A 22,482-nucleotide genomic window follows, 5' to 3' on the forward strand; every position below is an offset into this window, starting at 1 on the left:
CATGACACAACTGAAGCTTGAAATACAAAGCGCGAATGGCGCTGTTTTGGCGTCCGCTTCGGACCATGGCCAGGCTCATCTGGTTTATGATAAAAACTATGAACCTGGGGATCAAATTGTTCTGACGAGTGAAAATGAAAACGTTTATCTGGTGATTCAGCTAGAGGATACGATGGATCCGGCATTTGTATATTTAACGGGGCAGGAGATTCGCTTTATTATTCCTTTTGATGAGAAGAAGATCTCATATTCTCCGAAGACATTTGTAGGTGATTTGCATACGCTTACCGCGCGCCTGGCTACAGAGGAGGAGATCCATTCCTATAAAAATCTGGCGCTTAATGTATATGACCAACATGAGAATAGCACCAGCTACCCCCATGCATTCGCTAATGTGGAGACTCGCGGAGAATCCGTATTTGCGGCCCGAAATGCGATCAATGGCAACAGTGTGAACTACTCACATGGCAAATGGCCGTTTGAATCCTGGGGAATTAATCAAAATCCTGATGCTGAGATGACCGTTGATTTTGGTCGAATTGTGGAGATTGATAAGGTTGTCTTGACGATTCGTGCGGACTTCCCACATGATAGTCACTGGGAGCGAGTTACATTAGCGTTCTCGGACGGCAGCCAAGAAACTTTGGATCTGGTGAAAACTCATCTGAAGCAAACATTCGAGCTTACACCGCGCCAAGTGAAGTGGGTTACGCTCAAAGAGCTGATCAAGTCGGATGATCCGTCTCCGTTCCCGGCGCTAAGCCAAATTGAAGTTTATGGCCGTGAAGCGGCTAAGTAATTTGATATAATGTTAAGGGCCGTCTTCTGAACAAGGGATGGGCCCTATTTTTTTGCAATAGAAGAGGAGGAAAAGTGATGAATGCCGAAAAATCGCCAAGGGTAGGCGTTGGAGCTGTAATTAAAGATGATCAGGACCGCATACTGCTCGTGCTTCGCAAGAGAGCGCCTGAAGCGGAATATTGGAGTCTGCCAGGGGGCAAGGTCGATTACATGGAGACGATTGAAGATGCAGTTAGACGCGAGATCAGAGAAGAGTTAGGTATTGAAATTGCGATTGATGGGCTGCTCTGTGTCACTAATCACATCCTACCAGAGGAGAACACACACTACGTGGCGCCTACCTTTCTGGCCCATATTGCTGCTGGAATTGTAGAGAACCGAGAGCCTCATGCTCTGGGAGATGTGCAATGGTTCCCAATCAACAGCATGCCCGACAAAATTACAATGACTACGGCGTATGCGCTGGAACACTTGTAGGAGAGACAGTACGTGGGAATAAGTGATATGAGCTGACCAGCGACGTTAATAAATGCTTGTCATTTGCCGGTTTGCGTTGAATAGAATTATTAAAGGCTTGCGTATGATCTGACCCAGATTGGAAATATCTGATTAAAGGAGCCCGAGACTATGAAATTCTATGAACAGCGGATTCTACCCGCATCAAGGCAGATGAAGGATTTGGAGAAGGCCGTTGCATCATCCTATGAATATCTTGTGCTGCTCGACGTTCATATTTCCCAGTTGAAGCATGCCTGCAACATGGTACAACAAGCGAACAAGAAGCTGTTCTTGCACCTCGACCTGATTCAGGGGCTGCAGAGCGATGCGCATGCGACCGAATATCTCTGTCAGGAGTATCGGCCATATGGAATATTGTCCACGAAGTCGAGTGTCATTCAAAAGGCGAAGCAAAAAGGAGTTCTTGCTGTACAGCGAATTTTCCTGATTGATAACAGTGCCTTGGAGAAGAGCTGCAAGCTGATTGAGAACACGCAACCAGACGTTATTGAAGTATTGCCCGGGGGGATGCCAAGCATTATTCGCAAGGTGAAGGAGAGAACAAATCTGCCAATTCTGGCGGGAGGATTCATCTCTACGAGTGAAGAAGTGAAGCTTGCGCTACAGGCAGGTGCGGAGGCAGTGACCACTTCCAACAAGCAATTATGGACAGACTTTGAAAAAAAGGATTTGACAACGTTTGCAATTTTAAATAAAATTTGAATCAAGTTAATAATGTTACGGAGACTTGGAGATCTACATTCAAATGCATCGCCCTCCCTATTTGTGGGGATGGGGTGCTAACTTGATGTAGGTCTCTTTGTGTTCTAACAGTCATAACTCATGGGAGGGGTAAATTATGTCGGCATTTTGGGGAGAGTTTATCGGGACCATGATACTAGTTGCACTAGGCGGTGGCGTATGTGCAGGGGTATCGCTGAAGAGATCGTATGCGGCAAATTCAGGCTGGATTGTTATCACGATGGGTTGGGGATTAGCTGTTGCCATCGCAGCTTATTCCGTAGGAACGATAAGCGGAGCTCATCTGAACCCCGCCCTTACTTTAGGGCTTGCGATCATCGGGAATTTCCCTTGGTCGGACGTCCCCTTATACATGGCTGCTCAAATGTTGGGCGCCATCGTCGGTGCAGTCATCGTGTATTTGCATTATTTGCCACATTGGAGGGTAACAGAAGATCCTGGAGCGAAATTAAGTGTATTCGCGACAAGTCCAGCCGTGTATCACCCATTCTCCAATCTGATGAGTGAGATCATCGGAACTTTCATCCTCGTTCTTGGCATTCTTGCAATTGGAGCCAATAAGTTCACGGATGGACTCAATCCGCTTATCGTTGGATTTCTGATCGTAAGTATCGGACTCTCGTTAGGCGGGGCGACTGGGTATGCCATTAATCCGGCGCGTGATCTGGGACCGAGAATTGCCCATATGCTGCTCCCGATTCCCGGAAAGGGAAGCTCAAATTGGAGGTACGCTTGGATTCCTGTTGTAGGTCCACTGCTTGGGGGCTCGTTTGGAGCGTTATTTTACAAAAATGTGTTCCTGGGCCGCGTGGATGGTACCATATGGATTGTGATAGGAATAGCGGTCGTTATTCTCCTTCTCTCGCTGCTCCTCTTCGGTAAAAGCGCAAAACGGAGTGTATCGATGTAAGGTGCAAAAATTGCCTCATAACTCTTGGCACAGTGATGTTCGATTCATTGAATAATATTATTAATGGGGGAAATTCGCATGGAAAAATACATTCTGTCTCTTGATCAAGGGACAACGAGTTCCAGAGCTATTTTATTTGATAAAGCTGGTCAGATCGTACACGTCTCTCAGAAGGAATTTACTCAGATTTTCCCGGAGCCGGGTTGGGTGGAGCATAATGCTCAAGAGATCTGGGGCACTATACTCGCTGTTATCGCTACCTGTCTGATTGAATCTGGCGTGAAGCCAGCGCAGATCGCTGGGATTGGCATAACGAACCAGCGTGAGACAGCCGTCGTATGGGATAAGGAATCGGGCCGTCCGATCTACAATGCGATCGTATGGCAATCGAGACAGACGAAGTCGATCTGTGATGAGCTGCAGGCTGCAGGTTATGAGGAATTATTCCGCTCCAAGACCGGACTATTGATCGATTCCTACTTCTCCGGTACGAAGGTGAAGTGGATTCTGGATCATGTTCCCGGGGCTCGGGAAAGGGCGGAACGTGGTGAACTGCTGTTCGGCACAATCGACACATGGCTGATCTGGAAGCTTACCGGCGGCAAGGTGCATGTGACTGACTATAGCAACGCTTCGCGTACGCTCATGTACAATATTTATGAATTGAAATGGGACGATGAGCTGCTGGAGCTGTTGACGATTCCGAAGCAGATGCTGCCGGAAGTACGTTCATCCTCTGAAGTTTATGGCAACACGGTGAATTATCATTTCTTCGGTGAAGAAGTTCCGATTGCCGGCGTCGCTGGCGATCAGCAGGCTGCCCTGTTCGGGCAAGCGTGCTTCCAGCAAGGCATGGCCAAGAACACTTATGGCACCGGATGCTTCATGCTGATGAATACCGGCGAGCAGGCGGTTCAATCCTCGCATGGCCTACTCACCACAATCGCCTGGGGAATCGACGGCAAGGTGGAATATGCATTGGAAGGCAGCGTCTTCGTGGCGGGCTCCGCTGTTCAATGGCTCCGTGACGGCTTGCGTATGCTTAAGGAATCAAAGGATAGCGAGCAATACGCGAGCAGGGTAGATTCCACGGACGGCGTATATGTGGTCCCAGCCTTTGTTGGATTGGGGACGCCATACTGGGACAGCGAGGTGAAGGGAGCTATCTTCGGTCTGACGCGGGGTACCAGTAAAGAGCATTTCATCCGTGCCACCCTGGAGTCACTAGCCTACCAGAGCAAGGATGTATTGAACGCTATGGAGGCGGATTCCTCGATCGGCCTTACAACACTGCGCGTCGACGGCGGGGCGATTCAGAACAACTTCCTGATGCAATTCCAGAGCGATATGCTAGGCGTGCCGGTAGAATGTCCACAGGTATTCGAGACGACAGCTCTCGGTGCGGCGTACCTTGCTGGCCTGGCTGTCGGATATTGGGGAAGCCGGGATGAGATCGCGACACAGTGGAGTATCGATCGCACCTTCACACCGTCGATGTCGGAAGAGCGCCGCAATGAACTTTATGCAGGTTGGGGCAAAGCAATTGAGGCGACAAAAGTATTTAAATAACGACACAAATATGCTACAATTTTTAATAAGTTAATATTTAAATTCGGTTGGAGAATAGAGAAGCCGCAATTGCACTTGAGTCCGTGACTTTAGTGTTATTGCGGCTTTTTTGTTACAATGACCCACTTCAATATACCGTCTTTATGACGAGGGAGGTTAATGGGATGACAGTTGCATTTTCCGCAACAGGACGTAAATCGATGACAGAAGCGATGGGACAGGGGCCGCTTGATCTGATCGTAGTAGGCGGAGGAATTACCGGGGCGGGGATTGCCCTGGATGCGGTGACACGAGGACTTCGTACTGCCGTATTCGAGATGCAGGATTTTGCTGCAGGAACGTCCAGCCGTTCAACCAAGCTGGTACATGGGGGGCTTCGTTATTTGAAGCAATTCGACATTAAGACGGTGTCTGAGGTCGGCAAGGAGCGCGCCATCGTCTATGAGAACGGCCCGCATGTGACGACGCCTGAATGGATGCTGCTGCCACTGCATCGTGGCGGAACATTCGGCAGATTCAGCACAGGTATCGGGCTTCGTATCTATGATTTCCTGGCCGGGGTTAAGCATCATGAACGGAGGCGGATGCTGTCGGAGCAAGAGACGAAGACCCGTGAACCGTTGCTTAAGCGGGAAGGGCTCCTTGGCGGGGGGTATTACGTAGAATACCGCACCGATGACGCTCGTCTGACGATTGAGGTGATGAAGGAAGCGGTTCACAACGGGGCGATGGCCATCAATTATATGAAGGTGGATTCCTTCATCTATGAGAACGACAAGATCGTTGGTGTGCGAGTGATTGATCAGCTGGATGGGGAGAGGTTTGAGTACCGGGCACGGAAGATCATTAACGCAGCAGGACCATGGGTTGATGAACTTCGTAACAAGGACCATTCCAAGACGGGCAAGCATCTGCAATTGTCAAAAGGGGTCCATCTAGTCATCGATCAATCCAGATTTCCACTAAAGCAAGCGATCTACTTCGACACGCCAGACGGCCGGATGGTGTTTGCGATTCCGCGCGATGGCAAGACCTATGTAGGCACGACGGATACATTCTACCGGGGGGATCCGCTCCGGCCTGTCATGACGAAGGAGGATCGCGACTACATTATGGCGGCGATTCATTATATGTTCCCTACGATCCAGCTTCGTGTGGAGGATATCGAATCCAGCTGGGCAGGCGTTCGTCCGCTTATCTATGAGGAAGGCAAGAGCGCGTCGGAAATTTCCCGCCATGATGAGATCTGGCAATCTCCTTCTGGACTGATAACAATTGCCGGCGGCAAGCTTACCGGTTATCGCAAGATGGCCGAGACGATTGTTGATCTGGTCATGCAGTTGCTAAGCCGTGAAGAGGGGCAGGCGTTCGTCCAGGCGATGACGAAGAAGCTGCCGATCTCGGGCGGGAATGTGGGTGGTTCCGATGCATTTCCAGACTTTGTTCAGAAGAAAACAGAGGAAGGTGCGCAGCGAGGTCTGGAAGCTATACTCGCTAAGACTTGGGCGCATCATTACGGCTCCAATGCAGACCGGCTCTTCGAGCTCGCGGATCGCTGCCGTGGGCAAGTGGAAGCAACCGGACTACCGCTCGAAGTGCTTGTCCCACTCGTCTATGCCATAGAGGAGGAAATGACGGTGAAGCCAGTTGATTTCTTCATCCGGCGCACCGGAGCGCTCTTCTTCAATATTCAGTGGGTACGGGATTGGAAAGAGCGGGTGATTGGATTTATGACTTCTATCTTTGGCTGGACACCTGAACAGAGAACTGAGTATACGGAAGAGCTGGACATCGCCCTGCATCAGGCCGTTGTGCCTATGGAATCTCTCTAACGAAACACCATATCGCTATTCCCCCCAAAATGACAGAGATTTAAGTCTAACGAAACACCATATCGTTATTTACGAAAAATTCAGTGTAAAAGATAGTTTTATGCCTAAATAGCGTTACCTTGTTTCGTTACAATTTGGAGCAGCTTCTTTTAGCTCAAATAACGATACCAGGTTTCGTTACAGGGGCTAATCTATGACCAAGAACTCGAGAGGCTTGCTTGACCTACGACCGACTGTAGGGAAGCAGGCCTCCTGCTCAATCCCATACCTGATGCATGAAGTGGCGTATTACAGGCAAAGTTAAAGCTAATATGTAGGCCTAGAATATGCCAGCACTAGGAATTAGGCCGCATCAGAAGCACTTCCAATCCATGCACCCATGCGCAAGACAGAAGGGGAGATTGAGTATTATGGAAGACAATGATATAAAGAAGCTGCGATGGTATAATGTCGCACTGATGGCTTTTGTTTCCGTCTGGGGCTTTGGAAATGTAGTCAACAACTACGCCAATCAAGGACTCACCGTAATCACCTCGTGGATTCTCATCATCGCTTTGTATTTTGTACCGTACTCCTTAATGGTTGGACAATTAGGCTCGACATTCCGGCATGGCAAGGGCGGGGTAAGCAGCTGGATTAAAGAAACGATGGGTGCCAGGATCGCTTATTTGGCAGCATGGACCTACTGGGTCGTTCATGTTCCCTACTTGGCGCAGAAGCCACAGGCGATATTGATCGCATTGGGATGGGCGGTAAAGCAAAATGGCATGTTTATCAAGGAATTGTCCACTCTTCTGGTTCAATCGTTATGCTTGGTCATATTCTTGCTCTTTCTCTGGATGGCTTCGCGCGGGGTTACTTCTCTTCGGCGGATCGGTACGATCGCGGGCATATCCGTCTTTGTGATGTCGATTCTCTACATTGTGCTCGCGATTGCAGCGCCTTCGTTGCGGGGAATAGAAGTGGCAACCCCGAATATTACGTTGAAGACGTTCATCCCTGACTTTAACTTCGCCTACTTCACTACGATATCCATGCTCGTATTTGCTGTGGGCGGCGCGGAGAAAATATCGCCATACGTAAACAACACGTACAATCCGTCGAAGGAGTTCCCACGAGGAATGCTTACGTTAGCGATTATGGTTGCGATCTGCGCACTGCTAGGCTCTTACGCTATGGGACTCATGTTCAATTCCAATGAAATCCCTGCAGACTTGAAGATGAACGGGCAATATTATGCCTTTCAGATTCTGGGGGAATATTATGGACTCGGCAACTGGATTATGATCATCTACGCGCTAGCAAATGTGCTAGCACAAATATCAGCCTTAGCCTTTTCCATTGATGCACCGTTACGTGTGCTGCTGTCGGATTCCGATGAAGCCTACGTACCGAAGTCGCTGCTTAGGATTAATGAGCGCGGTACACCGGTGAATGGCTATATTATGACAGCCATCCTGGTGGGTATATTGATCATTGTCCCAGCGTTAGGTATTGGCAATATGAACTCCTTGTTCAACTGGCTGCTCGATCTGAACTCGATTGTAATGCCGCTTCGCTACCTATGGGTGTTTGCTGCCTTTATGGCTCTGATGCTTATGTCGCACAAGTTCGAGACGACTTATCAATTTGTGAAGAACAATACATTTGGCTTTGTTATTGGCCTATGGTGCTTCCTATTTACCGCCTTCGCCTGCTTGATGGGGATGTTCCCCAAGGTTGAATCCTTCACGAGCGAATGGTACTTCCAGATAAGCTTAAACATCGCGACTCCGTTCATTTTGCTTGGACTTGGCCTGATTTTGCCAGTGCTCGCCAGAACGAATCGCAAGACCTAGATGCAACATAGATTAGTCAGACGCTGAATGCTCCAGTTGAGCATGTTCTGAGCAACGTCTAGAGACCGAGCCACAAGGCTGCGGTCTCTTTCTTTTTGGACAAACAATAGATAAAATAAGGAAATACAAGGAGGAGGATCTCATAAATATGACTTATCAGCGTAAAAAATTTCTGATCTGGCTGCTACTAGCGATAATCTGTATGGCCTTTATCTTCTATAAATCTTCGCAGCCCTATTATGAGCAGGATCTTCGCCCCTCGTTAGCGGCCCATCTTCCCGATAAGCTGGTTCAGAGCCTGCCTGATATAGAATTTTATTATAACGATCAGTTAATCACTTCGACGATGCCTTATGACTTTATCGAATTCTTTATTCGCAAAGGTGCGCATGTCAGTATCTTCGCTGTGTTAACATTTCTGTCTATTCAAACCCTGCTTGCCCTGAAGTGGAAGCGTGCATCCGCCATTACAGGGGGAGCTATCGTTGCGCTGTTGTACGCGATATCCGATGAATGGCATCAGACCTTCGTCGTGAATCGCACAGGCCAGGCCATCGATGTGGGCATCGATAGTGTCGGAATTGCCATAGTCGTGCTCTGCTACGTTATAGCGGGAGGCTTTTTCCATTATCGTAAGCGTAGGTCCCGCCCAAATATACGCTTCTAATGGGAAGTGACGGAATAGGTAGAAACATTTATTATCATGAATCAATTCCCTTTGAACAGGCACATCTGGGCCGCAGCCCACATACAATGTACAACTGAACTTCATTGTGTGCTGAAGTGGTGTACTAGGATGTGCTTGCCTCTTCAGCTAATCGACGTGGAGGTGCTGTTCATGGAGTTGGTATCCGCAATTGCGCTGTTTATTAAGCAGTTGACCTTGTTAGTCTCATATGTAAAGAATAATGCCTTTCCCCAGCCGCTGACGGAAGAAGAGGAAACGAAGCACCTACAGCGAATGGCTGAAGGCGACGCGATGTCCCGCAATTTGCTGATTGAGCATAATCTGCGGCTTGTGGCGCATATCGTGAAGAAATTTGATAACACCGGCGAAGATCTGGAGGATCTGATCTCAATTGGTACGATTGGCCTGATCAAGGCGATTGAGAGCTTCCGTCCGAACAAAGGAACGAAGCTGGCGACCTTTGCGGCAAGATGTATAGAAAATGAAATCTTGATGCATCTCCGATCGCTGAAGAAAACCCGTAAGGACGTCTCGCTGCACGATCCAATTGGAACTGACAAAGAGGGGAATGAAATTACCCTTATCGATATCCTTGGAACAGAAGAGGACGATGTCGTTGATCGGGTTCAGCTTAAGATGGAGAAGAGCAAAATCTATCAGAATCTTGATATTTTGGATTCCAGAGAACAGGAAGTAATCAAAGGAAGGTTCGGCCTCGAGCACGGAGGCGAGGAGCGGACTCAGCGTGAAATTGCCAGAGAGCTTGGGATCAGCCGGAGTTATGTGTCACGGATCGAGAAAAGAGCGCTCATGAAGCTGTACCATGAGTTTTATAAGAAGAAATAGCGGGGTATTTCTACCATAGATCCAGATCAGTGTAATATTGTGAAAGTACAGTACAATACAATCTAATGCCGGACCGAGCCATGCTCGGTCTTTATTTTATCCAGGGAGCCAAGTGTATTAGTAAAATGAAAGATTCTTTCCCAGCAATCGGAACTACCCGTCTTCATTATATGGAGAAGATTATAAATTAATTTTGAAACGTTTCCAAAATAATAGTTGAAACGTTTCCAATCTGATGTTATTATAATTTCGTAACAGAGTTCGGGGGGGTTATATGGCAAGCATTAAAGATGTAGCTAACTTAGCTGGTGTTGCTGTGGGGACCGTGTCCAGAGTCATTAACAACTCTGGAGCCGTAAAGCCCAATACACGAAGAAAAGTAGAGGAGGCTATACAAGAACTTAATTATATCCCTAATGAAGTGGCTCGAAATTTCAAGATGCAGAGATCCAAGATGGTAGCCCTGTTGCTTCCAAGTATCTGGAATCCTTTCTTTTCTGAATTGGCATATTACATTGAGGATGAATTGGATATTGAAGGCTTTAAGCTCATGCTATGCAATAGCGGTGGCAAACCTGAAAAGGAACTGTATTATCTGGATATGCTTAGGCAAAACAAAGTCGCAGGTATTGTTGGTATCACTTATAACGATATTGAGAATAATATAGGCGATGATATTCCGATTGTAAGTATCGACAGACACTTTAACAAGAAAATAACCTGTGTGACTTCGGATAATTATGAGGGTGGACGCTTAGCCTTAAGAGAGCTTGTTAATGCAGGAGCCCGAAAGCCGGCTTTTATGGGAAGCGTCACGTCCGTCTTCAGTGAAACCATGAATCGGAGAAAAGGATTCATTGATGAGGCGCAAGCTTTGGGAGTCGATGTTGTGATCTACGAGAAACCGGACCCCATTGTGGATGAAGATGCCTATTTTAAAGAGTTTTTAAGTGAGCATAGCGATGTGGATGGCATTTTTGCTATTACGGATATGTTGGCCGCCAGTTATATAGAAAGAGCACGCAAACAGGGCATTCGCGTTCCAGAAGATGTAAAGGTTATTGGTTATGACGGCATACAGGATCATCCCTATTTTCATCCTATCTTATCAACGATCAGGCAGCCCGTGGAAGAGATGGCACGCATGGCGATCAGACTTCTCTACAGCAAGATTGAAGGCATACCCTTGGATAAGCAAGTATATCGTCTCCCCGTTAAATTCAAGCAAGGTGAGACTACATGACTCCATTTGGATCAGAAAAACATCAGCTAACCCGGTATAGATGTTACCAACTGACGTTTTTCTGAACTGAATTGGAAACGTTTCATTTGAAGGTGATACTGTTTCAAAATGACATGTTAATTTAAAAAAATCAGCTCATTCGATGGATTCTTGACATAAATCGATCAAGGTCTATCCAATGGCGTTTTAATTAAATAATTTGGAAACGTTTCAATAAGGCTGATTACTTTTACATGAAAGGGAGTAGTTGAATGAATTCGAGAACCAGCTCGTTGGATCACTCCACGATCAAACCAAAACGAAAAAGATGGAGCCGAGTTAAACGCGACTATGAGCTGTATCTGTTTTTGCTGCCGATTATTATTCTTTATCTCGTATTCAAATATTATCCGATGTACGGAGTTCAAATTGCTTTTAAGGATTTTTCGCCAAGTCAGGGGATTTGGGGAAGTGAATGGGTAGGATTTCAACACTTTATAGATTTTTTCAACTCCTATAACTTCTGGACCATCATCACGAATACGCTCTCACTCAGTTTTCTTTCGTTATTGTTTGGTTTCCCGGCTCCAATCATTATCGCACTGATGCTGAATCAGATGCTCGGTAAGAGATACAAAAAATTTGTGCAGACTGTGATCTATGCACCGCACTTTATTTCTACTGTTGTACTTATCGGCATGCTGAATGTTTTCTTGTCTCCCAATAGCGGGATCGTGAATCATGTCATTACCATGTTCGGAGGAGATCCCATTCTGTTTATGGCCGACGAAGGCTGGTTCCGTCCTCTATATATATTGTCAGGGATATGGCAAGAGACAGGGTTCTCGACCATTATTTACCTCGCTGCTCTTGCTGGAGTCAATCCGGAACTGCATGAAGCGGCAACTATGGATGGAGCGAGCAAATGGAAGCGTGTATGGAATGTGGATATTCCAAGCATTTTGCCAACAATCGTCATTCTGTTAATTCTCGCACTCGGTAACATTATGAGCATCGGCTTTGAAAAGGCGTTTCTGATGCAGAGCGATTTGAATTATGGTACCTCCAATATTATCCCGACCTATGTGTATGAAATGGGGATACAAAAGGCTCAATACAGTTTTTCTACGGCAGTTGGCCTGTTTAACTCACTCATCAATATTATCCTGATAGTCACCGTCAATCGGATCGCTAAAAAGATAACAGAAACTAGTCTGTGGTAGGAGGAATCGTCTTGAATCAATTAATGAAGAGAAAGAGCAGAGGAGACATATGGTTTGACATCTTCAACTATGTTCTGTTGTCCATAGTTATGCTGCTCGTATTATTCCCGTTGTACTTTGTACTGATTGCGTCGTTCAGTGACCCAAACTATATCTACTCTGGTGAGGTTTGGTTGTTTCCCAAAGGCTTCACGTTGGATGGTTACGAGCGGATTTTTAATGATTCATCCATATGGATCGGGTACGCCAATTCGATTCTATACGCAACTCTAGGGACAATAATCGGAGTTGCCGTAACTGTATTTGCGGCCTACCCGTTAGCTCGTAAAGATCTGGTAGGGAAATCTGCAATTATGTGGTTTTTGATGGTTACCATGTTTTTTAGCGGAGGACTTATCCCGACCTACTTGCTAATCAAGGATCTTCACATGCTGAATACGATCTGGGCACTTGTTATTCCTGGGGCAGGCGGTGTGTTCAATGTGATTATCGTCAGGACATTCTTTCAATCCTCCATACCGGATGAAATGTGGGAAGCGGCATCGATTGACGGATGTTCCAACACCAGATTTTTCTGGAGTATCGTCCTGCCGTTGTCCAAGTCGATCCTGGCTGTAATGGTGCTGTATCATGTTGTCGGTTTCTGGAATGGTTTCTTCGACGCTTTGATCTACTTGAACGATGAAAGCAAGTATCCGCTTCAATTGGTACTTCGCAATATTCTTGTTCAGAATCAGGTCAACTCTGGCATGATGATCGATGTGGAATCCTACGCGGCTAAAATGCGCGTTACAGAACTGATTAAATACGGTGTCATCATCGTATCCAGTTTGCCGCTATTGATGTTGTATCCTTTCCTGCAAAAGTACTTTGTTAAAGGCGTGATGATCGGCTCGATCAAAGGCTGATGCTGACATGGTGCTTGAAAGGGGGGATGTGCAGCAAATTCAGATAAATGCCATAGAAAAGCAACGAAGAGAGAGATCTATGATTTTGAACTTGTTGGATGAAAAAAAGGGAGGTTATGTAGATGAATTCATTATTCAAAAGTGCAGGGATTGTTGTGTTAGCTGGAGCATTTGTGCTTAGCGGATGTTCGGGAAACGGAAACAGCGGTAAGGGGTCAAATAATCAAGCAAATAGCTCGGTTCAAGACGCGAATTTCAACAAAACCGGTCTTCCGATCGTGAACGACCCTGTGACAATAAAAATGGTGTCCCCGAAAGCTGCATTGGCACCCGTGTTCTCGGAGATGGAAATCTTCAAGCGGCTGGAAAAGGAAACGAACGTGAAGATCAAATGGGAGAACATTCCTGACACCGATTATGCAGAAAAGAAAAACTTGTTAATCGCGAGCGAAGATTTGCCGGATGCCTTTTACGCAGCTGGATTTACCGATTATGAGCTAATCAATTACGGCAAAGACGGAACCATTATTCCGCTGGAGGATTTAATTGATCAATATGCGCCTAACTTGAAAGCGCTGCTTGAGCGCCGGCCTGACATCAAATCATCAATCACGGCGCCCGATGGGCATATCTATGGGCTTCCGTCCTGGGAAGACAATAATCTCGGAACCAATCCTTTCTTTCACGTCATCAATAAAAGCTGGCTTGATAAGCTGGGTCTAAAAGTTCCGCAAACATTGGATGAATATACGGAAGCACTGCTTGCCTTTAAAACGCAGGATCCGAACGGCAATGGAAAGCAGGATGAAATCCCGCTCAGCTTTATGCACATGCAATGGTGTATGGATATTGCCGGAATTTTCGGTGCATTCGGACTTCCAGATAACCTCGAGCATCGGGTTGTCCGTGATGGAAAGGTGATTTTTACCGCCAATCAGCCTGAATATAAGGAAGCCCTGAAATATTTCAATGAAAAATGGTATAAACAAGGTCTGATTGATCCTGAATCCTTTACCCAAGACGCTGCACAGTATCTGGCAAAAGGGAAAACGAAAGATGAGACGCTCGGATCTTATATCTGGTGGGAAATCGAAGAAGTTGTCGGAACTGAGCGCAGTAAGGATTATGTACTGTTGTCTCCGCTCAAGGGACCTAATGGAGATCAAACCATCGGACGCGCCAATGGCGGTGGTCCAGGGCGTGCTGCCTTTGTAATTACAAAAGAAGACAAAAACCCAGAAATCACAATGCGTTGGATCGATCAGCAATATGAACCTTACATGGCCGCTCAAATCCATTGGGGACCGCTGGACGTTGTATTTAAGAAGGATGAAAACGGGAAATTGGTGAACTTGCCGCTTCCTGAGGGAACATCGGCTGGTGAGTTTCGTCAAAAGGTGGCCCCTGGTTCGGGCGGACCTGGCGTCATTACTTTTGAAGACTTCGGAAAAGTTGTAGATATGGAGCCGCGTGCCCAGCAGCGTGCTAAAGATCTTGAGCAATACTACAATGCCTACATGGAAAAGGAAAACTATCCAAGCATCTTCTTTGAACCAGAGGAATTGGACAAAATCAACAAGATTGAACCTGAATTAATTAAGTTTGTAAATACGCAAAGAGGTAAATTCATTGTTGACGGCAACGTGGATGAACAGTGGGACAGCTATGTTAAGACACTGGAGAAAATGGGCCTGAATGAATTAATGGAAATCTATCAAACAGGACTGGATCGTTATAATGCAAATTTAAAACAATAAATACTAGATAATAGGTGGGGAGAAACTGTGCTTGATGTCATCGCTATTGGAGAAGTATTAATAGATTTTACGCCGGCTGGTCGTTCAGCGAGAGGTAACGAGCAGTTTGAATGCAATCCTGGAGGGGCTCCGGCCAACGTAGCCGCTGCGTTATCCCGCCTGGGGGCCAGATCAGCACTGATTAGCAAGGTTGGAGCGGATCAATTCGGTTCCTTGCTGCACGATACCTTGCTTGGCATCGGGGTTGATGTGTCCGGAGTTTCTTATACAGATGAAGCAAGTACAACGCTGGCGTTTGTTCATCTGGATGACAAAGGAGATCGATCCTTCAGCTTCTTCCGGAAGCCGGGAGCGGACACCTTCTTGCACGTAAAGGATGTTCCGCTGGAAATGCTTGAAACAAGCAGAGTCTTACATTATGGCACGTTATCCATGACCCATGAACCGGCCCGTACGGCAACAAGAACAGCAGTCCTTAAGGCTAAGGAAGCAGGAGTTCTGCTCTCGTTCGACCCGAATGTCCGCTTTGCGTTATGGGAAAGTAAAGAGGAAGCAAAGCAGAACATCCTTTGGGGCATGAAGCATGCGGATATCTTGAAAATATCGGAAGAAGAGCTTTCTTTTATAACGGGTACCAGCGATGTTGAAAAAGGCGCATCGGAGCTGGCGCATCAATTTGATATCGGGTTGATCGTCGTTACTTTAGCGGAAAAAGGATGCTATTATCGTTTGTCGGGTCAGGAAGGATATGTGCCGGGGTTCGAAGTAAAGGTCATCGACACGACAGGGGCCGGAGATGCCTTTCTGGGCTGCTTATTGTATAAGATCCTCGAAACGGGAAGCTCTTTGAATGATCTGACCAACCAGCAAATCGTTAGCATGCTGACTTTTGCTAATGCCGGCGGAGCATTGGTAACAACACGGAAGGGAGCTCTTGGAGCAATGCCGACAACAGAAGAAATCAACCAGATGATAGAATCCAAGAAACAGAACATGGATGAACGTTTTAGACCGGGATTTCATTTTTCACCTCCATCCCACTGGTTGAACGACCCGAACGGATTGGTGTTTTACGAGGGAAGCTATCATTTATTTTATCAGCACCATCCTTACGGTAATAAATGGGGGCCGATGCATTGGGGCCATGCAATAAGCAAAGACCTGGTTCATTGGGAGCATCTGCCGATCGCTCTGTTCCCGGATGAGCACGGCGCCATTTTCTCTGGATGTTGTGTGGTGGATTGGAAGAATAGCAGCGGATTATTCGAAGATTCGCACGGATTGGTTGCGCTCTTTACCCATGCGGATACACATCCGGAGACCGGACAGCCGCGCCAGCGTCAAAGTTTGGCATACAGCAGCGATAAAGGCCATACCTGGCACAAATATGAGGGGAATCCCGTGCTCTCAGAGGATGATCTGGTTGACTTCCGTGACCCGAAGGTATTCTGGCATGCACAAAGCGAGCGCTGGATTATGGTTATTGTGGCTGGAGATCATGTCCGATTCTATCAGTCCGAAAATCTGCGTGAGTGGTCGTTGACCAGTGAATTCGGTAAAGGAGTAGGTTCGCATGACGGAGTTTGGGAGTGCCCTGATCTGTTTGAATTGCCGATTGATGACACCGGTCGTTCCAAATGGGTGCTTATCATAAGCATCGGCGATAATCCCGATTGTCCGGAAGGATCACGTACGCAATATTTTATCGGAGAGTTCGACGGAAAGTCTTTCATTAATGACAATACGGCCGATCATATCATGTGGCTGGATTATGGCAGAGACAATTATGCAGGAGTCACCTGGTCGGATGTTCCTGAGCAAGACGGACGCCGCGTGATCATCGGGTGGATGAGTAACTGGAAGTATGCCAACGAGACGCCTACCGGTGCCTGGAGAGGAGCTATGACGCTACCTCGCGCCTTGTCACTGACCGACCGGGACGGAAGTGTGACTTTGACCCAAATGCCAGTCCGGGAATTGGAGCAACTGCGAAAAGGGTCCATCCGCTGGAATGACGTTACTATTAAACCGGAGGCTCCACTTTTGCAAAAGGTAAATGAAGATTTGCTGGAAATTGAGGCAGATATCGATATCCGGACCAGCAAAGAGGTTCATATCAGGTTAAAATCTTCTGGGCAGAGTGAGGTTGTGATCGGATACGATCCTGAGCGCCAATGGTTGTTCATCGATCGTTCAAAATCGGGGGTTACGGATTTCCACTCATTGTTTCCTACCAAGCACGGTGCCGGATTGGTTGCGTTGAACGATAAGATCAAGCTGCATATCTGGTTGGACCGCAATTCGGTTGAAGTGTATGCGAATCATGGCCTGGTTACGCTGACAGATCAAATCTTCCCTGACGCTCCGATTGAGCAGGTTGAGGTAAGCACGCAATCAGGGCAGGTTGTACTGCATTCGCTTCAGATTCATATGCTTAAATCCATTACTATTCCCGATAGCACTGCTGAGCTGACTGTGGGGAGGGATAATGTATGAGCTGCCCAGCGGATGACCATGGATTAATCATGCATTGGCCTTTTGATGAAGGAGCCGGAGCAAGCGCTCTGGAGAAAGTATCTCAAGTCCGGGATGAGATTCAGTACGTATTTAATCAAGCCGAATTTACCGAACCGACTGATCCGCAGTGGAGACAGGGAGTAATGGGAAGCGGGCTCCTGTTCGACGGTTACTCGACTTCTATTGCTCATACGGTCAAGGAGGGAACCACAACCAACGGGCGTGAACCTCTATCCGCCCTAAGTATCGGAGTATGGGTTGCTCCACGCACCTATGATTGGGGCTATGAAGGGAAGTTGGCGGCTATTGTCAACCGCCATAATATGGACTGCAGGCAGGGTTATCTGCTTGGCATGTTCCGACACGGCAGTTGGTCCTTTCAGGTGGGGCTTGAGGAAGGGAACTGGATGGAAATTTGGTCCCCGGACGGTCATGAGCTGCCCAAGAATGAATGGTCTTATTTAAACGCTGTATTCGATGGGAATCAGGGGGAAATCAAGCTGTATTTGAACGGGAGTGAAATTGCTTCGTCTTCTGTGCCTCGCGGTTCCCGCCTCGCCGAGGCAGCGGGCACGGATTTGCTCATTGGCAAAAATAATCACAGCAGCCAGTGGGGAGGAGTATTCAACCTCCAGATGTTTAGCGGTATCATTGATGATCTGAAAATATATAACCGGGCCTTAAGTGCAGAGGAAGTGGCTGCCTCTTACCGGCATGTGCTGGACGCCTCGCAAGGAGGTGCCAAGCCTCAACTTCAATATGACGAGATCAAGCTGGATCGGACACCTCTTATGCTAGATCGGCACAGACCGCAGTATCATGTCAGCCCACCCGCCCATTGGATGAACGAACCGCATGCGCCGATCTATTTTGATGGGCAATATCATTTGTTCTATCAACATAACCCGTTAGGGCCGTTCTTTTATCAGATTCATTGGGGACATTGGGTAAGCAAGGATCTGGTGCATTGGCGTGATCTACCCGTAGCTCTGGCGCCGGAAAAGGATCAGCTTGCACCGGACGGAATCTGGTCGGGAAGCGCAGCTTATGATGCGGACGGTCTGCCTGTCCTGTTCTTTACGGCGGGGAATGACAGTGCTTCTCCAAATCAGAGCGTGGCGCTTGCCCGGAGTACTTATACCCGGGATGGTGACCCGGATCTGGTTCAATGGATCAAACATCCGGAGCCTTTGATTGTACAGGAGAAGGGAATGGGCGCATTCGGGGATTTTCGCGATCCGTTCGTTTGGAAAGATGATGACGGCTGGTATGCCCTGGTCGGATCGGGGATCGATGGCGAAGGTGGTGCCGCCTTGGCATTTGCGTCAAAAGATATGATGAATTGGACGTACAAAGGGCCATTTTATCAAGCGGACATTCAGAAGTTCCCCTATCTTGGACCCATCTGGGAGCTCCCTGTCCTCCTTCCCCTTGGCACCGACAAGCAGGGTGAGAACAAGCATCTTTTACTGGTAAGCCCTGTCGGAAAAGGCGCCGATGTCGAGGTATTCTATTGGATCGGACAGTTAGACAAAGAACGTCTCTCGTTCATTCCGGATCGGGAGGAGCCTGAACTGATTGATGTTGGCGATTTCCATTTTACCGGCCCGAGCGGAATGGTCGATCCGAAGACCGGCAGAAACATCGTCTTTACGATCGCCCAAGGCGACCGAACGTCCGAACTGGAGTATAAATCGGGCTGGGCTCATAACGCCGGCTTGCCATTGGGCGTGTATTTGCGGGATGATGGAAGGCTGGGAATCGAGCCGATTCAGGAACTTCAATCCCTGCGTGGTGCTAAGCGGATATCGTTCAGTGACAAGTCATTGACCGAGGCTAATGAATTGTTAAGGGACGTTCAGGGTGACATGCTTGAGATTCAATTGGAACTGGAACCGGCTAGTGCCACACAACTCGGAATTAAGGTTCGGCGTACACCGGATGGAGAAGAGGAAAGTCTGCTGTATTATGATTTCAATGAAGCAAAACTCTTGGTAGATCGGACGAAAACGACGCTTCATCCAGGAGAAAAGTGCAGAGGAGTTCAAGGCGGTAAGCTGGAGCTGCCAGGTGAGAATTTGAAGCTTCACATCTATTTGGACCGCTCTATGGTCGAAGCCTATGCCAATGGATTGAAAAGTCTGACGACCCGGGTATATCCGAGCCGTGAGGACGCCTTGGGGCTAGAGATCTGGGGAGACGGCGAACTCGTTGTTAAATCTATGGAAGTATGGGATATGCAGTCTATTTGGTAGAGAAGCGCTTAGGCGCTTCTTGCCTGTAGACTTAGAGAGCAATATACATTCAGGAAGTTTACACTGCATATTAAAAGCGCTTTATTAAAAAGGAACAAAGCTGGCGACCTTTGCGGCAAGATGTATAGAAAATGAGATACTAATGCATCTCCGATCACTGAAGAAAACCCGTAAGGATGTCTCGCTGCACGATCCGATCGGAACTGACAAAGAGGGGAATGAAATTACCCTTATCGATATCCTTGGAACAGAAGAGGACGATGTCGTTGACCGGGTTCAGCTTAAGATGGAGAAGAGCAAAATATATCAGAACCTTGATATTCTGGATTCCAGGAAACAGGAAGTCATCAAAGGAAGGTTTGGCCTCGAGCATGGAGGCGAGGAGCGAACCCAGCGTGAAATTGCCAGAGAGCTTGGGATCAGCCGCAGCTATGTGTCCCGAATCGAGAAGCGGGCTCTGATGAAGCTGTATCATGAATTTTATAAATCGAAACGCTGAATAATAAGTTTATAGCTCTAAGGTTGCCATGTGTAAGAAGCATGGCAGCCTTTTTAATTTTGACAAATGACTTTACAATGCTATACAGCTAACGGGGCAATGAGTATGAGTGATATAAAACTATAATCAAAGAGTTACAACCATTTATAAATACTGTATTCGTATAGTGTTAGCTTAGCGACCCTCAGCTCCTCGGGGTGAACGACTTCTCAGCTCTTTGGCATAAGGGCGAAGATCGAAAATGAATTCCTCAATTCTTGGGATTTTTGGTTTGGTCACCGAAAAACTTTGCTCAGTTGGTGTAAAGTCCCTTTTTTATGCCTGAAAATCCTTGCCTATCAAGCTATCTAGTTAATGCAAAATGCTTAATTACTTTAAGAGCATAGGATAGGGTACTATAAATCTTTCAATTTTGTGAAAAATACAAAAATACCCAAAGAAATAAGTGATTTTATAGAAAATAAAGTAACAATTTTAATGTAAACCCTTTATTATATATAGAAACCTATATTAGGGTCTAAATTCCTCGAATTTCCACTAATTAAAGATTCTTTTGTAAATGAGAGGCATGCCCATAAAACGATGAGTTGAAAGGACGATCCAATGATAGCTCTAATGATGGGGAACGAAGCAATTGCCAGAGGTGCTTATGAAGCAAATTGCAAGATTATTTCGTCCTATCCAGGAACGCCAAGCACGGAAATTGTCGAAAGTATTAGCATGTACGAGGGAATTTATGCTGAATGGGCACCCAATGAAAAGGTTGCTCTAGAGGTTGCCGCAGGCGCCAGCATCGCAGGGGTCCGCAGCTTGACAACGATGAAGCATGTCGGGCTGAATGTGGCGGCCGATCCGTTTTTCAATATGACCTATGAAGGCGTAAATGCAGGAATGGTCATCATTACTGCGGATGATCCGGGCATACATTCTTCACAGAATGAGCAGGATAACCGCATTTATGCTAGCCACGCCAAAATGCCGCTTCTGGAGCCGACCAATTCTCAGGAATGCAAAGATATGATGGTGGAGGCCTACGAAATCAGCGAACGCTTTAATACGCCTGTCATGTTCAGGACAACAACGCGAGTGTCCCATTCTAAAAGCATCGTATCTTTTGACGAAGACGCGGAAGCGGAAGGAGAATATAAGGAGTATAGGAAAAACAAGCTAAATCGGCTGCTCCTCCCGACAATTTCCCGCAAGAGGCATTTGGAAATCGAGGACAATCTGCTCGACATTCAAACGTATTCGAACCAATCGTCACTGAATGCAATTGAATACCACTCACCCGATATCGGCATTGTGGCCAATGGAATTTCCTATCAATACGCTAAAGAAGTCTTTGGGGATACGGTATCCTATTTAAAGCTCGGAATGAGCTATCCGTTCCCGGATAAAAAAGCAAAGGAATTCGCCTCACGCGTAAAGCGGATTATTGTCGTTGAGGAGGGCGAGCCTTTTATCGAAAATGCGCTGAAGACGCTTGGAGTTGATTGCATCGGCAAAGATATCATCCCTCTGTGTGGCGAGCTGAATCCGGAAATTATCCGCAAGGCGATCACACGGGAGGAAATTTCAACTTACGAGCCGGTTTCCGTTCCGGCCAGGCCGCCCCGTCTATGTGCTGGTTGCGCCTACCTTGGATTATACAGCGCGGTCAAGAGTCAGCGGGATGTGATCTCAGCAGGTGACATCGGCTGTTACACGCTTGGAGGAACTGAGCCGATCAAAGCGCTTGACACCGTGCTTTGTATGGGCGCTTCTATCTCCATGGCGACGGGCATGCAACGAACACAAGACTTCAAGCCGATGGGTAAAAAGGTGTTTGCGTTTATCGGGGACTCCACCTTTTTCCACTCGGGAATGACGGGACTTCTCAATGCCGTCTACAATAAAACACCGATTGTCGTCTGTATTTTGGACAACCGTTCCACATCGATGACAGGCAATCAAGAGAATCCTGGAACGGGGAAAACGCTCCAGGGTGATATGTCCAATTTTATACGCATCGAAGATATTGTCCTGGCCCTTGGCATCAAGCCGGATAACCTCATAATTGTTGATCCCACCAACGTCTCAGAAACGCGGCAGAGTATTGAATTAGCCAAAGCGAGTACTGAGCCATTCGTCATTATTTCCAGACACCCTTGTGAACTGATCAAACCCCAAACCGAAATCGATTCGAAAGCCAAATACTACATCACTGAAGACTGTGTGAGTTGCATGAAATGCACAAGACTCGGCTGTTCAGCAATAAAAATTGTGGATAAGAAGGTTGTAATCGACCGGCAGGAATGCAGAGGCTGCAGCATATGTCCTCAAGTTTGTCCCTATAACTGTATTAAGGAGGCTTAAGG

General features: G+C 47.1%; 16 protein-coding genes and 1 pseudogene. All 17 read left to right on the forward strand.

Annotated features, from left to right (window positions below; translation table 11 throughout):
* Position 1 precedes the first annotated feature (1 nt).
* A complete protein-coding gene (locus tag EI981_RS06500) occupies positions 2-799 on the forward strand; it encodes a carbohydrate-binding protein (RefSeq protein WP_126996501.1) in 798 nt (265 codons plus the stop codon).
* Between the two features lie 77 nt (positions 800-876).
* Positions 877-1,278 carry an NUDIX domain-containing protein gene (locus tag EI981_RS06505; protein ID WP_126996503.1) on the forward strand — a complete coding sequence of 134 codons (402 nt, stop codon included), beginning with the start codon at positions 877-879 and terminating at the stop codon, positions 1,276-1,278.
* 150 nt (positions 1,279-1,428) lie between these two features.
* The gene (locus EI981_RS06510; protein WP_126996505.1) at positions 1,429-2,022 is read left to right on the forward strand and encodes a glycerol-3-phosphate responsive antiterminator; all 594 of its coding nucleotides are present in this window, start codon (positions 1,429-1,431) and stop codon (positions 2,020-2,022) included.
* A 136-nt stretch (positions 2,023-2,158) separates the two neighbouring features.
* Complete coding sequence (locus EI981_RS06515) at positions 2,159-2,971, forward strand: MIP/aquaporin family protein (protein WP_126996507.1); 813 nt, start codon at positions 2,159-2,161, stop codon at positions 2,969-2,971.
* A 78-nt stretch (positions 2,972-3,049) separates the two neighbouring features.
* Positions 3,050-4,540, forward strand: a complete 1,491-nt coding sequence (gene glpK / locus EI981_RS06520) for a glycerol kinase GlpK (protein ID WP_126996509.1) — start codon at positions 3,050-3,052, stop codon at positions 4,538-4,540.
* A gap of 164 nt (positions 4,541-4,704) precedes the next feature.
* Positions 4,705-6,372, forward strand: a complete 1,668-nt coding sequence (locus EI981_RS06525) for a glycerol-3-phosphate dehydrogenase/oxidase (RefSeq protein WP_126996511.1) — start codon at positions 4,705-4,707, stop codon at positions 6,370-6,372.
* 410 nt (positions 6,373-6,782) lie between these two features.
* Positions 6,783-8,210, forward strand: coding sequence for an amino acid permease (locus tag EI981_RS06530; protein ID WP_126996513.1), 1,428 nt, complete (start codon positions 6,783-6,785; stop codon positions 8,208-8,210).
* Positions 8,211-8,358: 148 nt separating this feature from the next.
* Positions 8,359-8,877, forward strand: a complete 519-nt coding sequence (locus EI981_RS06535) for a VanZ family protein (RefSeq protein WP_126996515.1) — start codon at positions 8,359-8,361, stop codon at positions 8,875-8,877.
* A 171-nt stretch (positions 8,878-9,048) separates the two neighbouring features.
* The gene (gene sigK, locus EI981_RS06540; RefSeq protein WP_126996517.1) at positions 9,049-9,744 is read left to right on the forward strand and encodes an RNA polymerase sporulation sigma factor SigK; all 696 of its coding nucleotides are present in this window, start codon (positions 9,049-9,051) and stop codon (positions 9,742-9,744) included.
* A 274-nt stretch (positions 9,745-10,018) separates the two neighbouring features.
* Positions 10,019-10,987: a LacI family DNA-binding transcriptional regulator gene (locus EI981_RS06545; RefSeq protein WP_126996519.1), complete on the forward strand. Its 969-nt coding sequence runs from the start codon at positions 10,019-10,021 to the stop codon at positions 10,985-10,987.
* Positions 10,988-11,238: 251 nt separating this feature from the next.
* On the forward strand, positions 11,239-12,189 hold the full coding sequence (locus tag EI981_RS06550) for an ABC transporter permease (protein ID WP_126996521.1): 951 nt from the start codon (positions 11,239-11,241) through the stop codon (positions 12,187-12,189).
* Positions 12,190-12,200: 11 nt separating this feature from the next.
* Positions 12,201-13,097, forward strand: coding sequence for a carbohydrate ABC transporter permease (locus EI981_RS06555; RefSeq protein WP_126996523.1), 897 nt, complete (start codon positions 12,201-12,203; stop codon positions 13,095-13,097).
* A gap of 122 nt (positions 13,098-13,219) precedes the next feature.
* Positions 13,220-14,854, forward strand: a complete 1,635-nt coding sequence (locus EI981_RS06560) for an ABC transporter substrate-binding protein (protein ID WP_126996525.1) — start codon at positions 13,220-13,222, stop codon at positions 14,852-14,854.
* 27 nt (positions 14,855-14,881) lie between these two features.
* On the forward strand, positions 14,882-17,350 hold the full coding sequence (locus EI981_RS06565) for a PfkB family carbohydrate kinase (protein ID WP_126996527.1): 2,469 nt from the start codon (positions 14,882-14,884) through the stop codon (positions 17,348-17,350).
* Positions 17,347-19,626 carry a GH32 C-terminal domain-containing protein gene (locus EI981_RS06570; RefSeq protein ID WP_126996529.1) on the forward strand — a complete coding sequence of 760 codons (2,280 nt, stop codon included), beginning with the start codon at positions 17,347-17,349 and terminating at the stop codon, positions 19,624-19,626. Before EI981_RS06565 ends, EI981_RS06570 begins: the two co-directional genes overlap by 4 nt.
* Positions 19,627-19,714: 88 nt before the next feature.
* A pseudogene (locus EI981_RS06575) lies at positions 19,715-20,125 on the forward strand (sigma-70 family RNA polymerase sigma factor); the annotation flags it as partial.
* Between the two features lie 618 nt (positions 20,126-20,743).
* Positions 20,744-22,480, forward strand: a complete 1,737-nt coding sequence (gene iorA, locus EI981_RS06580; protein ID WP_227011733.1) for an indolepyruvate ferredoxin oxidoreductase subunit alpha — start codon at positions 20,744-20,746, stop codon at positions 22,478-22,480.
* Positions 22,481-22,482: the final 2 nt, after the last annotated feature.

The organism is Paenibacillus lutimineralis (genome assembly GCF_003991425.1).
In the GTDB taxonomy this organism is placed as follows: domain Bacteria; phylum Bacillota; class Bacilli; order Paenibacillales; family Paenibacillaceae; genus Fontibacillus; species Fontibacillus lutimineralis.

What these genes read in the sequence shown, in the direction of transcription:
- EI981_RS06545 (WP_126996519.1), top strand. Translation starts at nt 10,019, where the DNA reads ATGGCAAGCATTAAAGATGTAGCTAACTTAGCTGGTGTTGCTGTGGGG.
- EI981_RS06570 (WP_126996529.1), top strand. Translation starts at nt 17,347, where the DNA reads ATGAGCTGCCCAGCGGATGACCATGGATTAATCATGCATTGGCCTTTT.
- EI981_RS06535 (WP_126996515.1), top strand. Translation starts at nt 8,359, where the DNA reads ATGACTTATCAGCGTAAAAAATTTCTGATCTGGCTGCTACTAGCGATA.
- glpK (WP_126996509.1), top strand. Translation starts at nt 3,050, where the DNA reads ATGGAAAAATACATTCTGTCTCTTGATCAAGGGACAACGAGTTCCAGA.
- EI981_RS06500 (WP_126996501.1), top strand. Translation starts at nt 2, where the DNA reads ATGACACAACTGAAGCTTGAAATACAAAGCGCGAATGGCGCTGTTTTG.
- EI981_RS06525 (WP_126996511.1), top strand. Translation starts at nt 4,705, where the DNA reads ATGACAGTTGCATTTTCCGCAACAGGACGTAAATCGATGACAGAAGCG.
- EI981_RS06515 (WP_126996507.1), top strand. Translation starts at nt 2,159, where the DNA reads ATGTCGGCATTTTGGGGAGAGTTTATCGGGACCATGATACTAGTTGCA.
- sigK (WP_126996517.1), top strand. Translation starts at nt 9,049, where the DNA reads ATGGAGTTGGTATCCGCAATTGCGCTGTTTATTAAGCAGTTGACCTTG.
- iorA (WP_227011733.1), top strand. Translation starts at nt 20,744, where the DNA reads ATGGGGAACGAAGCAATTGCCAGAGGTGCTTATGAAGCAAATTGCAAG.
- EI981_RS06530 (WP_126996513.1), top strand. Translation starts at nt 6,783, where the DNA reads ATGGAAGACAATGATATAAAGAAGCTGCGATGGTATAATGTCGCACTG.
- EI981_RS06510 (WP_126996505.1), top strand. Translation starts at nt 1,429, where the DNA reads ATGAAATTCTATGAACAGCGGATTCTACCCGCATCAAGGCAGATGAAG.
- EI981_RS06505 (WP_126996503.1), top strand. Translation starts at nt 877, where the DNA reads ATGAATGCCGAAAAATCGCCAAGGGTAGGCGTTGGAGCTGTAATTAAA.
- EI981_RS06550 (WP_126996521.1), top strand. Translation starts at nt 11,239, where the DNA reads ATGAATTCGAGAACCAGCTCGTTGGATCACTCCACGATCAAACCAAAA.
- EI981_RS06560 (WP_126996525.1), top strand. Translation starts at nt 13,220, where the DNA reads ATGAATTCATTATTCAAAAGTGCAGGGATTGTTGTGTTAGCTGGAGCA.